Origin of the sequence: Paenibacillus aquistagni, assembly GCF_900177815.1 — a bacterium.
Lineage (GTDB): Bacteria > Bacillota > Bacilli > Paenibacillales > Paenibacillaceae > Paenibacillus_B > Paenibacillus_B aquistagni.
In genome coordinates, this window is sequence record NZ_FXAZ01000004.1 from 413,510 (window position 1) to 429,485 (window position 15,976).

Annotated in this window: 14 protein-coding genes; 12 read left to right on the forward strand and 2 right to left on the reverse strand. The window is 49.7% G+C overall.

From position 1 onward, the window contains the following. The first annotated feature begins 1 nt into the window (after window position 1). From B9Y93_RS15875 to B9Y93_RS15890, 4 genes are all read left to right on the forward strand, one after another. Window positions 2-1,342, forward strand: coding sequence for a YhfT family protein (locus tag B9Y93_RS15875; protein WP_085495789.1), 1,341 nt, complete (start codon window positions 2-4; stop codon window positions 1,340-1,342). Between the two features lie 84 nt (window positions 1,343-1,426). After that, on the forward strand, window positions 1,427-2,347 hold the full coding sequence (locus B9Y93_RS15880; RefSeq protein WP_085495791.1) for a phosphotriesterase family protein: 921 nt from the start codon (window positions 1,427-1,429) through the stop codon (window positions 2,345-2,347). A 78-nt stretch (window positions 2,348-2,425) separates the two neighbouring features. Beyond that, window positions 2,426-3,592 carry an alanine racemase gene (locus B9Y93_RS15885; RefSeq protein ID WP_176228949.1) on the forward strand — a complete coding sequence of 389 codons (1,167 nt, stop codon included), beginning with the start codon at window positions 2,426-2,428 and terminating at the stop codon, window positions 3,590-3,592. 5 nt (window positions 3,593-3,597) lie between these two features. Continuing rightward, window positions 3,598-4,809 (forward strand): phosphopentomutase, encoded by a 1,212-nt coding sequence (locus tag B9Y93_RS15890; protein WP_085495796.1) that lies wholly within the window; start codon window positions 3,598-3,600, stop codon window positions 4,807-4,809. 180 nt (window positions 4,810-4,989) lie between these two features. Here B9Y93_RS15890 and B9Y93_RS15895 read toward each other — a convergent pair whose 3' ends face one another. Continuing rightward, complete coding sequence (locus tag B9Y93_RS15895) at window positions 4,990-5,415, reverse strand: hypothetical protein (RefSeq protein ID WP_085495799.1); 426 nt, start codon at window positions 5,413-5,415, stop codon at window positions 4,990-4,992. A 394-nt stretch (window positions 5,416-5,809) separates the two neighbouring features. Here B9Y93_RS15895 and B9Y93_RS15900 point away from each other — a divergent pair, with 394 nt between their 5' ends. The 3 genes from B9Y93_RS15900 to B9Y93_RS15910 are packed head-to-tail and all read left to right on the forward strand — an operon-like array spanning window position 5,810 to window position 8,088. Then, window positions 5,810-6,205 (forward strand): GntR family transcriptional regulator, encoded by a 396-nt coding sequence (locus B9Y93_RS15900; RefSeq protein ID WP_085495801.1) that lies wholly within the window; start codon window positions 5,810-5,812, stop codon window positions 6,203-6,205. Continuing rightward, a complete protein-coding gene (locus tag B9Y93_RS15905; protein WP_244903432.1) occupies window positions 6,186-7,067 on the forward strand; it encodes an ABC transporter ATP-binding protein in 882 nt (293 codons plus the stop codon). Before B9Y93_RS15900 ends, B9Y93_RS15905 begins: the two co-directional genes overlap by 20 nt. Then, window positions 7,057-8,088, forward strand: coding sequence for an ABC-2 transporter permease (locus tag B9Y93_RS15910; RefSeq protein ID WP_085495805.1), 1,032 nt, complete (start codon window positions 7,057-7,059; stop codon window positions 8,086-8,088). Before B9Y93_RS15905 ends, B9Y93_RS15910 begins: the two co-directional genes overlap by 11 nt. Window positions 8,089-8,305: 217 nt before the next feature. Here the strand turns inward: B9Y93_RS15910 and bioA are convergent, their stop codons facing one another. Then, window positions 8,306-9,700 carry an adenosylmethionine--8-amino-7-oxononanoate transaminase gene (gene bioA / locus B9Y93_RS15915; protein ID WP_097676163.1) on the reverse strand — a complete coding sequence of 465 codons (1,395 nt, stop codon included), beginning with the start codon at window positions 9,698-9,700 and terminating at the stop codon, window positions 8,306-8,308. Window positions 9,701-9,830: 130 nt separating this feature from the next. Here bioA and B9Y93_RS24605 point away from each other — a divergent pair, with 130 nt between their 5' ends. The 5 genes from B9Y93_RS24605 to B9Y93_RS15935 all read left to right on the forward strand — a co-directional run bounded on the left by B9Y93_RS24605 (window position 9,831) and on the right by B9Y93_RS15935 (window position 15,976). Continuing rightward, window positions 9,831-9,983, forward strand: coding sequence for a hypothetical protein (locus tag B9Y93_RS24605; RefSeq protein ID WP_176228950.1), 153 nt, complete (start codon window positions 9,831-9,833; stop codon window positions 9,981-9,983). Between the two features lie 252 nt (window positions 9,984-10,235). Then, window positions 10,236-11,570, forward strand: coding sequence for an ABC transporter substrate-binding protein (locus B9Y93_RS15920; RefSeq protein ID WP_170936613.1), 1,335 nt, complete (start codon window positions 10,236-10,238; stop codon window positions 11,568-11,570). Between the two features lie 495 nt (window positions 11,571-12,065). Beyond that, window positions 12,066-13,169: a BMP family lipoprotein gene (locus tag B9Y93_RS15925; RefSeq protein ID WP_085495810.1), complete on the forward strand. Its 1,104-nt coding sequence runs from the start codon at window positions 12,066-12,068 to the stop codon at window positions 13,167-13,169. Window positions 13,170-13,394: 225 nt separating this feature from the next. Beyond that, on the forward strand, window positions 13,395-14,924 hold the full coding sequence (locus tag B9Y93_RS15930; RefSeq protein WP_085495811.1) for an ABC transporter ATP-binding protein: 1,530 nt from the start codon (window positions 13,395-13,397) through the stop codon (window positions 14,922-14,924). Beyond that, window positions 14,921-15,976 carry an ABC transporter permease gene (locus tag B9Y93_RS15935; protein ID WP_085495814.1) on the forward strand — a complete coding sequence of 352 codons (1,056 nt, stop codon included), beginning with the start codon at window positions 14,921-14,923 and terminating at the stop codon, window positions 15,974-15,976. The genes B9Y93_RS15930 and B9Y93_RS15935 overlap by 4 nt, the downstream gene beginning before the upstream one ends.

Here is a 15,976-nt window from a genome sequence, read left to right on the forward strand (position 1 = left end):
GATGTCTAATCCCTTCCAACTCGATTGGCTTGTTCAAGCAGGTGTGCTGGCGCTGCTCTGCGGACTAGCGGCTTATCTTGCACAGCGCGGGATTGGCAGCTTCAATGATGGCGTAAGACCATTGCTGCCCGAGCTCTATAAGGGCTCCATCACTCGCAGAGAGCTTGCTGCAAGGTCTTATCGATTAAGCATTGGATTTGTCTTGTCCTTGGGCATTTCTTACGCCCTAGCGTTTGAAATGCTGAACCCTTGGCTCTTATTTCTCCCTGCGGACGTAATCGGCGTCTATGCCGCGCGCGGTCGTACAGCTGCATGGCTTGGCGGACTATGGGGCGCCATGATGAGCGCTTTCCTTCAATGGATGCCAAGCATGGTGCATGAGCTTCCTATCTCGATGACAATGCCTCTGCAGGAGCTGTACTTGCCTGTGCTGCTGGCCTTGTGCATGGTTCCATTCTTGGCGATCCAGAAGCAATTCGGATGGAAGAGACTTGTCATAAGTCTTGTCATCGGCTTGGGAGCTTCTCTTCTACTCGCGTTTACTGGACAGCAATGGCTGCGGGGGCTTGATGTTCTACAGCTATTCAGTATCAGCATGATGCTGTCTGGTACCCTGCTGCATATGGCGCTTGCGGCTTATCAAGACCGAAAGGGCAGGGCTGGGCGGGAAGCGATGGCTGCTCAAATGCTGCTCATGCATGAGGAGCCCTATCGCAAGCTCAAGCGTTCCATCCCTCTATATATGCTGCTCGGGGGACTTCTCGCACTGAGCGTTCACCTGCATTGGCTGGGCGGAACAGAGGTGTCCATCCCTCTATTGTATGATGCATGGCAGGACGAGGCGCCATCAAGCGTGTGGCTAGCAAGCATAGCAGCCGCGGAGTGGATGCGTGCGGTCAGCTTTGTGCCCCTGCTCGTCATGACGGCGCTCACGACAGGTGCCTATGGCATAGCCGGATTAACGATGGTGCTGCCAATCGGTTATCTTGCTCCGAATCCTGTGCTGGCTGTCCTCATTGGTATGGGTGTAATCGCAGTTGAGGTTCTGCTCTTAACCCGCATCGTGAAGCTGTTGTATCAATACCCGACCATTCGGGAAAGTACGGATTACCTGCGCTCATCGCTTCATACCATGATGGAGCTAGGCGTATTCATTGGCAGTGTCTTGGCTGTTGTGAAGCTCAGCGCTGCGCCCTATTCTCCTGCAGCCTTATTCATTTTCATGCTGCTATATGCGGTGAATGAAGCAGCTGGCAAGCCTATTATGCGCATTGCAATTGGACCAGTGGGTGTGATTATGACCGCACTGCTGCTCAATGGGATGGCTGTGCTTGGATGGTGAACGAAATGGCATATAATCTTTTCCACGTAATCTACTCACGGTATCTATGCCATGAAGATAACTCGCTAGAAAGGGGGAGCCCCTGTGCATGTCCAAACGGTAAGAGGCTCAATTCCACCTGATGAAGTAAAGTCCACGCTCATTCATGAGCATCTCGTCTTCGATCTGACCCCTGTTCGCGGAGATCAGGATTCTAAGTTGTGCCATGATGAGTCCTTGAATAAGGAGCTCGATCTGCTGTCAGGCCAAGGCTGCAATACGATCGTTGAAGTATCGAACCGCGGGATGGGACAGAATGCTGAGGCGTTAAGAAATATTGCGATAGAGCATAACCTGCATATCATTGCGGCAACAGGATATTACAAGCAGGAATACTATCCTGCTGAAGTATTTGAGCAAACCGAGCAAGAGCTTCAACAACGAATGATGCAAGATATTCAAGCGGGCATCGGTGAGACGGATATTTGTGCAGGGATCATTGCCGAGATTGGCAGCAGCTTGAACAAGATAACAGATGCGGAAAAGAAGGTGTTTCGAGCGGCAGCTCATGCACAGCTTCAGACAGGGGCGCCGTTAAGCACGCATTGTGAGCTGGGAACGATGGGAAGCGAGCAGCTTGAACTGCTTACAACCTGCGGCGTGTCGCCCAAGTCCATCTCATTTGGCCACCAGGATCTGAATCCAGATATTAAGGAGCAGTGTGAACTGTTAGAGAGTGGAGCCTATCTTCAATTTGATACGATTGGAAAAGTGAGCTACCGAACAGATGAAGAGCGCGCCAAGCAGCTGTATACCTTGCTTGATCGGGGATACGAGGATCAGTTGATGCTGTCGTGTGACCTTACGCGGCAATCGCATCTTCTTGCAGCTGGAGGGCATGGATATGTTCATCTATTCACCGCTTTCCTGCCTATGCTGCGTGCACTTGGCGTATCGGAGTCAATCATTTATAAGATGCTTACATTGAACCCTCGTCGCTTCTTGGCTTTTCACCCAATCGTGTAGAGCTGCTGAGGCATAAACGAGAGATTAAGAAGGGGCTAACAGCAAGAGGTTAGATGCTTCTTCATGTCAGGAGGAACTATGTTCTTATACAAGACGGCAAAGCGCAATCCCGAGCTTATGGAGGCGGCGGTACTGCTCCATCAAAGCGGGAAGATCCTGCCCGACACGTATGTGCTTGATTATGACAGCATTCAAGAGAATGCGGCGCATATGTTAGGTACTGCTGAGCGGTATGGGCTTGAGCTCTTTGTCATGACCAAGCAGCTTGGACGGAATCCTCTGTTATCTTCTATGCTGATTGATATGGGATTCACAGGGACCGTAACGGTGGATTACCGGGAAGCGCTGCTCATGATTAAGCATGGCATTCCGCTGGCTCATGTCGGTCATCTCGTGCAAACTCCAACCCATGCGCTGCAGCAAATCATTGCAGCGAAGCCCAGCCTCATGACCGTTTTTTCCATTGAAAAAGCAAAGGAAATTGATCGATTCAGCCGTCAGGCTGGCCGAATACAGCCTATCATGCTGCGCGTTATTGGTCACGATGATGTGATCTACGACTGTCAGCAGGGCGGAATAGCCCTCATGGATCTGGAAAAAACGATGCTTGAGCTGTCGAAGCTATCGCATGTCGTGGTTGAAGGAGTAACGACCTTCCCCTGCTTTTTATATGATGCGGAACATAAAGATGTACGCCCTACGAATAATGCCTACACGCTGCTGGAAGCGGCAGAACAGCTTCGCACGAGATATGATCAACCGATCAAGCACATTAATATGCCTTCTGCTACCTGTACGCATACGATTCCTGCCATTAAAGCAATAGGCGGTACACAAGGAGAGCCGGGTCACGGTCTGATTGGCACAACGCCGATGCATGCTGCAGCCGATCTCGTTGAAACGCCAGCCATTGTGTATGTGAGCGAGATCTCCCATTCTTATGGCGAATACAGCTATTGCTATGGCGGCGGGCATTATCGTCGATCAGGGGTGGAGCGGGCCTATGTGATCGATAAGAATGGCAATAGAACCGATTCCCGCGTCCGCAAGCCGGATGCTACGAGCATTGATTATTATTTTGCTTTAGAAGGCAAGCATGAAGTAGGAAGCACGGTGATCTTCGCTTTTCGAACGCAGATCTTTGTGACAAGAAGCGATGTCGCCATTGTACAAGGATTACATGCTGGACAAGGGCAGCTGGTAGGGATATACGATAGCTTAGGTCAGCCTAAAGAGGCGGGGTGAGCAGGATGGGGAGATTCGTTGTCGTTGTACTCGATAGCTTTGGCGTAGGAGCCATGGACGATGTGCAGGCAGTAAGGCCGGCTGATATCGGCTCCAATACATGCAAGCATATTCTAGAGCGCTGTCCGAAAGAGCGCTTGCCTCATCTGGAGCGGCTCGGATTAATCAACGCGCTGGGAGAAGAGGTTGGTGCCATGGGCTTCGCACACCATGCGACTTATGGGACCTCTGATTTGCTGCACGAAGGAGCAGACAGCTTCCTTGGCCATCAAGAAATTATGGGATCAAGGCCAATGAAGCCCTTAATCGAGCCTTTTGCCGCAGTTATCGAGCAGGTGGAGGCTCATCTTAGATTGAATGGCTATGAAGTGCAGCGGATAGGCGATCCTGTGTCCGTCCTGCTGGTGAACCAATGTGCAGTGATCGGGGATAATCTCGAGACGGATTCCGGTCAAGTGTATAATGTGACAGGATTGCTTGATAGCATGACATTTGCAGAGATCGAGGCGCTTGGACGCTGTGTGCGAGAAGTGGTATTCGTATCGCGGGTGATTGCACTTGGTGGAGAGCGCGTCTCTGTAGATGAACTGCTTGCAGCGAGACGGATCAAATCACAAATATACACGGGAATCGACACTCCCTTGTCAGGGGTCTATCGCGAGGGATACCGAGTCACACACCTCGGATATGGGATTAATAAAGAGACACAGGTGCCGACGATATTGGGCAACGCTGGTATTCCGGTGTCTTTGATTGGCAAGGTTGAGAATATTGTAGCCAATGAACGAGGAAGCAATCATCCAGGAGTGGATACGAAGGAGCTCATGGCGTGTGCGCTTCAAGAGATCGGCAGACTCGCACATGGATTTATCTGCGTCAATGTGCAGGAGACAGATCTGGCTGGTCATGCGCAGGATGTGCGGCGATATATGGATCGGCTACAGTTAAGCGATTATTATATCGGCTTAATGCTAGAGCAGTTGGATGAAGCGGATATCCTGATCGTAACGGCGGATCATGGCAATGATCCTACGATTGGGCACAGCCAGCATACTAGGGAGAAGGTGCCTATTCTTGTTTATGCCCCGATGGCGCGGCCGGGCCATATCGGGCATTACCCTACGCTTGCTTGCATTGGGGCAACAGCATCCGATTATTTCCAAGTAAGCTTGCCAGAGCACGGGACTTCCTTCTTGCCTCGAATCAGCGGAGCGTAAATCGTTAAAAGTATGGATAGTATATCCCAACACAAGTACAGCCGCTTATCGGTAGTCGAACCGATAAGCGGCTGTTTGTGGTTGTATCTATGAGAACGCGCTTAATAATCAAGCAATAGTATCGCACTATGACTTTATCAAGTAATGCCTAACCGGCTCACATGCTCAACTCATTGAAGGTTAAGCGACAATGGGTTGACCGTTCAATAATAAGGACCCTGTCCAGTAAAGCTCCTCCAGATGAGGGCGATTGTCGTGTGAGGCTGTACTCTTCTCGCGAAGCAGCATGCCTAGCTTCGTACAAGCCTGAGCTAGCGTCGCTTCAGAGCCAGCAATGACGGTAAGGCCATTACGATCGGAGTAGACGATAAGGATGTCTTCTTCCTGCAGCTCTTGCTTAAGTCGAAATGGTGAGAAGGGATGCTTCAATTGCTGGATGGTCGTCAGCTGGATACTCTCCTTCGGGTTAACAACCGTCTCAACAAAAGTGGAATACGCCACTTGTGCGGGGCGGGCGGTAAGCGTTGTAAGGACGTGCTGTAGTTCTTGAAGCTCTGCTTCGATGTTCTCTGCCACAGGCTTCGCCACGATTAGAGTCATTGTCATGTTCAATCTCCTCCCTTTCCACATACAGAAGCCTTCTATTGTACGAATAGGATTAGCAACTCTTAAGAAACGCAAGTAGCAGTCAAGGCTTTGAAGGTAAATTACCCTTATTCTAGCACTGTTAATCGCGAGATGAAACAAAAGGATGTGGCATATTCTAGACGCTTTGATGCTTGCTTTCATGTGGCGGCTTGAGCGGTGCTGCCAGTGAGCGGCCGATGTTGACCGAGATGCATGTGTTAAGCCAGATATGCATTCATGTAGAAGGTTAAATATTGACAGAATGAGATAGGGCCGTTATATTTGTTTGTATTAAGTGTATTATGTGTAATAGTACACTTGTTGATCGCAGCAGCAAGCTAAGAGCACACATAGATCAGAGAGGAGACCTGTGATGATACGTCTGCAGGAGCATAGCGCTTCGCCTATATATGAACAGATCGTAGAGCAGTTGAAGGCGCTTGTCGCTAAGGGAGCCATGAAGGCGGGAGACAAGGTGCCTTCTGTTCGTGAGCTCTCCTCCATGCTGCTTATTAACCCGAATACGGTTAGTAAAGCCTATCAGGAGCTTGAGCGGCAGGGCGTTATTCAGACGGTAAGAGGCAAGGGTACGTTTGTCTCCTCGAATGAAGCGCCGCGAATGGCTGCGGAACGCTTAGAGGCACTTCAGCGGGAGATTCGACGCTTGGCGGTAGAAGCGAAAAGCCTAGGATTGTCCGAGCAGCAATGGGAAGAGAGGATTCGAATGGAAAGTAGAACGCTATGGGGGGATGAACGTGCTGCGGATTGACAAGCTGCATAAGCAGATTGACGGCAGAGCAGTGCTCCAAGGCGCTAGCTTTGAACTAAGACCAGGAACGATTACAGGTCTGATTGGACGCAATGGCACAGGCAAGACGACGCTGATGAGACTGCTGACAGGAATATATGACCCTGATCGGGGGCAGGTGACGCTGGATGGCGTTGACATTCATCGGCAAGCGAATGTGAAGCGCGACATCGTGTTTGTTCCAGATGCACCAACTGCGCTCGAAGGATACACATTGAAGCAATGCGGCCAATTGTATGGCAAGATCTATCCTAGCTTTGACCGCCTCTACTTTGAGGACATTATAGGGAGATTCAAGCTTCCCTTGAATAAATCGGTAAGATCGCTGTCGAAGGGCATGAAGATGTTGTTCAGCACAGCCCTTGGGCTTGCAACTAGAGCACGCGTGATTCTATTGGACGAGCCGACCAATGGCGTTGACGCTGTGGCGAAGAAGCAGCTGCTTGCCTTAATTATGGAGTCGGTAACACCTGAGAGCTGCATCCTGATCTCGTCGCATATGCTGAGTGAGCTGGATCGGATCGCAGACTCGATTATACTGCTGCGTGATGGCCGCACGGAGGAACAGTGGCTGCTTGAGGAGCTGCGCATGCAGGTGAGGAAGCTGCAGATTGTGTTTAATGAAGGCGCAAGCATGGATTGGCTTAGCCAGAACGAGGTGCATGTGCTTCAGCAGATCGGGCGCGTGTACACCGTTCTCTTGGAGTCGGATGCCCTTTATTCCTCGCTGATGAAGCAGGATATGCTGCTTGTCGATGAGCTTGCACTGGCACTTGAGGATTGGTTCAGCTGGAAGTCGGGAGGTGATGGAGATGTGGCGTAATTTTTTTAATACTGGATTATGGTCCAAGGAGTTCCGCCAAGTGCGCTTCATGCTCTATGCGATCCTTGGATTGGGGTTCATCACGCTGCCGCTTGTTCGAATGAATCGCTGGTGGTTTGCTGAGCAGCGCCACATATCCAATTCCGTCGAGAATATCATTATGAATCCGGATTATGAGCCATGGCTGTATGACATCATGAATCTTCAAATTCTGATGCTGGTCATGGGAACGATTCTAGCGATATGGCAAATTGGATCGGAACGCAGAGCCAATATGCAGGAATTTACGCTCTCGCTGCCCTATTCCCGCGTTCATATCTATACCGTGAAGTGGCTTCTTGGCGTGGCTTTCTTACTCGGAAGCTTCTTCTTGAGTACGGCTGTTGATGCAAGTGTGATATGCACTTCAGAACTTGCCCCCTTTGTAGAGTGGGGAGGATATGCTTCTGCCCTGCTGAGGGCGCTCTTGATTAACCTTGCCCTTTATACCTTTGTGCTTGCCGTGGGCACGATGTGCGGCAGTGTGATCAGCCAGCTATCTTTCCTCGGGATACTGATCCTGATGCCGGAATTTATCCGGCTCATGTTTGATCGGTTTTGCTGGGCATTCGATATTCCGACGCTGAAGAAAGAAACGACCATTGAAGGCATGGTATATTACACCTCAAAAGCGCCAAAAGTGCCAACCCCAGACAGATGGCTGTTCTATGATGCAGGGAGCGAAGAAATAAATGCGTGGTTTTGGGGAGCAACAATTGCTATTATCGTGGTCTGCTATGTACTGGGACTCTTCCTGTATGTGCGCAACGAGGCAGAGAATAATGGCAAGCTCGTCATCTTCCCAAGTCTAGAGACGATTCTTCGCGGCGGCTTCACGATCTGCTTTGCACTTCTTGGGGCTTCAATAGCCACGAGCTTGTTCACGAACGGGCCTGTGCCGTACAGCCTTGGCTTCCTTGCAGCTCTAGTAATCGGGTATTTAATGATAAGAAAGCTTACGAAGCTTAAATTAAAAATATAAACCATTAGAAAAACAGTAGTTTTGAAAAAGGTGTGGACCGCTTTCAACCGCAGGCTGCGTCCAAGGGTTCAGCTTGATATTAGAATTGGAATCAGCCTGTTTAGTAGCTCGTCTTTAAAATATACCGTTCAGTCCAAGTATAAGGACCTCAGTATCCACGTTCAGTGGAAGCTGAGGTCCTTGGTTTCTTCTATGAATGCAGCAGGATAAGTCCAAATTACCCCAATACCTTGTTCAGCACGCGAAGGGTGCGGCTTACGATGTCGCTCACATCTTCTGGTGTTGCACAGTGCGGGAGCCAGTAATATATCGTATCGCCGAGCGGCCTCAAGATAAGCCCCTCTTCAAAGCCGGCCTCGTATATGGCTGCGCCAATGCGCTTCTCAGGCGGGAATGGCATCTTGCGCTGCGCATCCTCATACAGATCGAAGGCAGCGACAAGTCCAAGCTGACGAATATTCGCTACGTAAGGAAGCGCGGCTAGACCACTGCCATGCAGGGCTGTTTCCAACGCTCGAATCGTAAGCTGGATGCGTTCGAGCACCGCTTCCTCCTCGAACACCTCAAGACTTGCAAGCGCAACCGCACAGGCGACGGGATTGCCTGTAAAGCTGTGTCCGTGAAAGAACGTCTTCTGCGTCATATAGTCATCGTAGAAGGCAGCGTAGATGGTATCCGAGCACAGCGTAGCGGCTAGCGGCATGACGCCTGCTGTCAGTCCTTTGCTCAAGCACAGTATATCAGGGGAGATGCCGGCATGCTCGCAGGCGAACATGGTGCCTGTGCGGCCAAAGCCTGTCGCGACCTCATCAGCGATCAAATGAATCTGATGCGCTGAGCAGAGCTTGCGGAGCTCTGTCAGGTAATGGGCAGGCGTCATGATCATGCCGCCGGCTCCCATCAGCATAGGCTCCACGATGATGCCGGCAATCTGCTCAGCTTCCAGCTGAAGCAGTTCGCGAACCGGAGCTAGTGCCTGCTCGGCGACGATCGCTTCATCGGCGAGCGTATGACCGCCGGCCGCTCTTAAGTCTGGAGCGGGCATCTTGTAGCCGTGGAAGAGCAGCGGCTTGAACAGGGCGTGATATTGCTCCACGCCTCCCACGCTCACTGCCCCAAGCGTGTCTCCATGATAGCTGCCCTCAAGGTAAATAAACTTGGTCTTGGTTGTGTTCCCGACCTGCTGCCAATATTGAAATGACATTTTAAGTGCGACTTCTACCGCGGTAGAACCGTTGTCTGAGTAGAAGACCTTGTGAAGACCCTCTGGAGCCAGCTGCACTAAGCGTTCTGCAAGCGTAATCCCAGGAGCATGGGTCAGTCCGCTGAACATGATATGATCGAAGGCATGAAGCTGCTTATGAATCGCTTCCTTAATGCGTGGATGACCATGTCCGTGAACATTGCACCACCAAGAGGACACGGTATCATAGTATTTTCTCCCCCAAGCGTCATAGAGGAAGATGCCTTCTGCCCGCTGGATCAGAACATGATCACGCTGCTCATAGTCTTTCATCTGTGTAAAGGGGTGCCAGACATATTGCCTGTCCTTCGCTAGCAAGTTGGAGATCTGATCAGCTGTCATTAATTGTTGGTGTAGATTGGAATCCATTGTAAAAGGGCTCACCTCCATCCTAATTGTTAACCTATTATATCATTATAAGGGTTAACAATTGAAGGGGTAGAAGGGATTGATTGTATCGACTTTGCCAAGGTGTCATGGATTCTAGGTGCCGTGTATCATGGATTCTCCGCGCCTTGTATTCATTGAGGATGAAGAACGCTATACAGTAGATCGTTCAGGGTCAAGAATCTTTGTTTCAAAAGGAAAAAGAGGATTTCGATTAGCGGTGAGGACACAGGACGCAGCCAATGATGAGCAGGATGGTCAATGAGACGAAAACAGCTTTGAAATATATCACATATCTTTGATTTGTATTATTGTTCCTGCTATTTAATTGTGGAACAATGATATCATCCATAGATCGGCTCATTGCATCTATTCCTCCATTCGTGAACGCTGCCCCAAGCAATGCCAAATGGCGTTGGAATGAACAGACTCATTCCCAATTCATCTCATCCATGATAAGCCGGCCAACCTATTAACCTATACGTTCCATTAATAGATGAGAAAGGAGAAGCAAGCAATGTTTCGCATGAAAGCAAGGATGTCTCTATCCGCAATGCTTCTTGCCTGCTGGAGCTGCTTCCTGGTATCTTGTTCAACAATCAACGATCGGCAAGAGGCGATTACGCTTCGAGTGATGGCGGTAGATGACTACCAATTTAATGTTCTATATAAACAGCCCTTTGAGGCAGTACATCCTACAATTAAGCTGGAGCCGGTTATTCTCGATACCCGCTATGGCGTTACGTATGAGGAGTTCAAGCGGGTGGTGGAGACGGAGAAACCAGACGTTCTCACGCTCACACCGAGGACGCTTCAGCAGATGGTGGAGGAACGCCAGCTGCTGAACTTGGATCCTTTGATTCAGCGGGACGGCTACAGGCTTGATGAGCTTCATCCGCCTGCTGTCCAATATTTGCGTGCCAAAGGACAAGGAAGCTTGTTTGGTTTATCTTCATATGCGAATACTGCGGCGCTTTTTTACAATAAAGACTTATTTGATCTGTATGATATGCCGCTGCCGCAAGATGGCATGTCCTGGGAGACGGTGCTGCAGCTGGCGCAGCGCTTTACTGAGCTGGAGGATGCATCCGACATTCGGGGACTGCAGCTGGGAGGATATCTATATGGCAAAGGCCTGTTTATTATGCAGATGGCCAAGGATATGCAGATTCGCTATTTGGATCCGTCCGGCAAGAAGGTCATGATTAATACCGCGATCTGGAGAGAGCTGCTGCGAACAGCAGAGAAGGCATTCAGGTCAGGCGCTGTTACCGTACAGCCGAGCCCGGATCCGGACAGCTTTATCGCAGGGAAGGCAGCGATGACGCTCGGGACGCCAGCCACAGCGCTTCGGCTAGGCAATCTCGATCAGAAGCAGGCGCGCCAGCAGGGAAAGCAGAACTTTGAATGGAAGCTGGTTACGGCTCCGGCTGTACAAGGCGGATTTTATAAAGGATCATGGTCGATTGACTCCATTCTGTCGATTGCCAGCAGCTCTGAGTACCCGGAAGAGGCATGGAGCTTCATCCAATTCATGAACAGCAAGGAACGAATAAGAAGCAGCGGCTCCCTCTGGTCCGAGCAGATGCAGGCGATTGGCGGGCGCAGCCTCGAACCATTCTATAAGTATCCACCTAAGGTAGACGTACATGAAGACAATATTCCTAGAGGCTTCAATGTTCAATTCTACATGATTGTCAACGAGCATTTTGAGCAGGTGCTGGAGCGCAAGACTTCGATTGAGGAGGCGCTCGCAGCGATTCAGAAGGAAGGCCAGCGCAAGCTCGATCAGATCTGGCAAGGGCTTGGTGACACAGAGGATGCTAAGACGGGAGCAGAGGAGGCTCCATGAGCGGTGTATCCGTTATAGGCTTGCCGGGATCATGTGAGGTGCGCTAAGCTGCAAAAGCTGAATTTGATATGTTGTTCGAGGCAGTCCTCTTTCTCTTGTAGATAGTGGGCTGTTTTTATTTGTGACAAGAATATCAAGAAGATGAACAGTTAAAAAATGTTAATTCTATTGATTATTCATATCGTAAAATGAGGTATAAAAGAAGGCATATGGGACAACATACGTATAGCATTTTTTACAAAGGGGCCATTGTTCAAGCTTTATACTTATGTAGTGAAATATGCAGTTCAACATTTTAGTGGCGCTATGTATCAGTGATTTTTTTTATATGAATTGCATAACCATTCAAGTTTGTGCATACATAGTACGGGCGCATTCTGCCTATGTCTACCAGTGGTAAAATAAAGATTGAAATGGCTTTCTTTTATTAATATATTTTAAATAGCTTCAATTTTTAATGGAGCTTTATATATTCCTTAGGAGGGATTACCTTAGATGAAAAAAGGGGTCTTAGCAGTACTAAGTTTGGTGTTGTCCATTACAATGCTGGCAGCGTGCGGAAGTAAAAATTCAGGGGCTGAAAATGGCAGTGATGCACCAAAAGCAAACTTCAAAGTCGGTATGGTTACGGATGCAGGAACAATCGATGACAAGTCATTTAACCAAGGAACCTACGAAGGAATTGAAAGAGCAAACAAAGATTTCAACATGGATTATAAATACCTGAAGCCAGCGGGCACCACAGAGGCGGATTATACAAAAGAAATCGGAAACCTGTACGATGCAGGCTTCAAATTCATTGTAACGCCAGGCTTCAAATTCGAAACAGCTGTATTTAAAGCACAAGATAAGTATCAGGATGCCAAATTTGTTCTTATCGATGGCACGCCTCATGATGGCACGGAGCCAATGACGCCTGTAGTGAAGGAAAACACGGTTTCCATTTTCTTTGCAGAGCATGAAGCAGGCTTCTTGGCGGGTGTAGCATCTGCCCTTCACATGAAGGAAGGACAGGCTGGCTTTATCGGCGGCATGGAGATCCCACCCGTGCAGAAGTTCAACTGGGGCTTCCAGCAAGGCGTAGCCTATGCCAATGAGAACCTTGGCACAAAAGTAGAAATCAAAGAAGAGAACGTAGTATACCAAGGGTCCTTTGACGATGTGGCAGCAGGCGGACAATTGGCTGCTCAAATGTACAACCGCGGTGTGAAGGTTATCTTCGCGGCAGCAGGCGGTGTCGGTGTTGGTGCGATTAATGAGGCGAAGACACGTGCGCAGGCAGGCAATGACGTATGGGTTGTTGGTGTTGACGTTGACCAATACAAAGATGGCGAATATGCAGACGGCAAATCTTCCGTATTGACTTCTGCTGTGAAGAAGATCGACCATGCGGCTTATGACATGATTAAGGCAGAATCCGAGGGCAAATTCCCTGGCGGCCAAACGCTGACATTCGATGCAAAGAACGACGGTATCGGACTTCCGGAAGAGAACCCGAACTTGAGCGATGAGATCGTGAAGCAAGTTGATGATGTGCTTGCAAAGATTAAAGAAGGCGCTATTAACGTATCTGGCGAGCAAGGCGATCTAATTAAGTAAGATCAATCTTGTGTGAGCAGCATGCGGCTAGAGCACCGTTGATCGGCGCAGTGGCAAAGACCTGAAACAACAAAATGGATATGGCCTTCATTGCACTTGACGTCGATCAACGTATTTTTTATGCAGGACCATGCTTGATAAAGACGGAGAGGATCCGTCTTTTTTTGTGAGAGCGATGGATGACAACGCCCGTATGGGCAATACAGAAAGAGAGGACCCAAGACCATGGACTATGTTGTCGAGATGGTGGGCATCCGCAAGGAGTTTCCGGGAATTGTCGCAAACGACGATATTACGCTTCAGCTGAAAAGAGGAGAGATTCACGCGCTTCTCGGAGAGAACGGCGCAGGAAAATCGACTCTCATGAGTATTTTGTTCGGCATGTATCAGCCTGATCGCGGCGTTATCAAGATCAACGATAAGGAAGTGAAGATTACGAACCCGAACGTAGCCAATCGGCTCGGAATCGGCATGGTGCATCAGCACTTCAAATTGGTTGAGACATTTACCGTAGCAGAAAATATCATTCTAGGCAGTGAAACGCGCCAAGGGTTCTTCTTTTTAAATACGAAATCAGCAGTCACACGAGTTGAGCAGTTGTCCAAGCAGTATGGATTGAATGTGGATGCGAATGCGAAGATCGAAGATATCTCGGTAGGGATGCAGCAGCGTGTAGAGATTCTTAAGATGCTGTACCGCAATGCAGAGGTGCTGATCTTTGACGAGCCTACCGCGGTATTAACGCCGCAGGAGATCGAAGAGCTTCAGCATATTATGAAAAAGCTTGTGAGCGAGGGCAAGTCGATCATTCTCATTACGCATAAGCTTAAGGAGATTAAGGCTGTCGCTGATCGCTGCACCGTCATTCGTCGCGGCAAGACGATCGGGACCGTGGATGTGGCGGAGACGAGCCGTGAGCAGATGGCCGAGATGATGGTTGGACGCAGTGTCTCCTTCAAGGTGGACAAACAAGAAAGCAAGCCGGGGGATTCCGTGCTGGAGGTCCAATCTCTTACGGTTAAAAATAGCAAGAAGATCGAGGCGCTCAAATCCTTCACGCTGGATGTTCATGCAGGCGAGATCGTTGGCATTGCGGGCGTGGATGGCAATGGCCAGAGCGAGCTTATCGAGGCGATCACCGGCCTGAAGCAGGTGGAAAGCGGCAGTATTTTGCTGAAGGGCAAGGATATTGCGAAGCTCTCTATTCGTGAGCGCAATGAGAAGGGGATTGCCCATATTCCAGAGGACCGTCAGAAGCGCGGCTTGGTTCTGGATTATTCCATTGAAGAAAACCTGATTCTAGAGGTGTACAATAAGCCCCCTTATTCCAAGAGAGGGCTGCTGAAACCTGATGCGATTCGCAAGCATGCTAATCATATTATTGAGAGCTTTGATGTTCGCTCTGGGACAGGCGCTACCTCCATCGTGCGCTCCATGTCTGGAGGCAACCAGCAGAAGGCGATTATCGGACGCGAGGTAGAGCGCGATCCAGATCTATTGATTGCCGTTCAGCCAACTCGAGGCCTTGATGTAGGTTCGATTGAATATATTCATAAGCGGCTTATCGAGCAGCGTGACAAGGGGAAAGCTGTGCTGCTTGTATCGCTTGAGCTAGACGAAGTGATGAATCTCTCTGATCGTATCGCGGTTATTAACAGCGGCGAGCTGGTCGGGATCGTGAACTCCTCTGAAACGAATGAACGAGAGCTCGGACTCATGATGGCCGGGTATCAAAGGGAGGAGGGAACAGCATGAAGAACGGGATAAAATCGCTGATTGCCGTCGCCTTGGGCTTAATGGCAGGTGCTCTTCTGATGCTGTTCACAGGGCACAATCCCATCGAAGGCTATATGTATCTTCTGCAAGGCGCGTTAAAGAATCCTGAGCGGATTGGAAATATGCTCGCTACAGCAACTCCACTTATTCTAACAGGGTTGTCCGTGGCCTTTGCCTTCCGGACAGGGCTCTTTAATATCGGTGCAGCCGGGCAAATGCTGTTTGGCGGCTTCTGTGCGACCGCAATCGGTCTGTCGCTTGATCTGCCGCGTCCGCTGCTGCTGACGGTCATGGTTGTGGCCGGCTTTATCGGTGGAGCGCTGTGGGCATTTATTCCGGGCTTATTGAAAGCGCGGTACAATGTCCATGAGGTCGTATCCACGATCATGATGAACTGGGTCGCCTATTGGACCATCTACTATGTTGTACCGGGCTACTTCAAAGGGGCCAGCCTAGAGACGGAATCACGCCAGCTTCCGCCTGAGGCGATGCTGCATCAGCAATGGCTGACCGACCTGTTTCAAGGCTCTTATCTTAACCTTGGTTTCTTTATTGCTGTTCTTGCAGTCATCATTGTTGCATTCATTATCAACAAAACTACGCTTGGGTATGAGCTTAAAGCTGTAGGCTTCAACCGCCATTCGGCAGAATACGCGGGGATTGCGGTAAAACGCAGCATTGTGATGTCCATGCTTATCTCAGGCGGTCTGGCAGGGCTTGCAGGCGTGGCGCAATATACAGGGAATGCCTCAAGCATTCAGATCGGCGTGCTTCCAACGCAGGGGTTCGATGGCATCGCCGTAGCACTGCTTGGCATTAACGCGCCACTCGGCGTATTCTTGTCTGCGCTCTTCTTCGGACTGCTGTATTCCGGACGCGGCTTCATGAATGCCATGACGGAGATTCCACCAGAGATTGCAGATACAATCATTGCGATTATTATTTACTTTGCTGCTACAAGCATCTTGATCGAGCGCTTATATCAGAAGATGAAGTCGCGTCGTGCAGCGAACAAAAAGCGGGAGGAATGA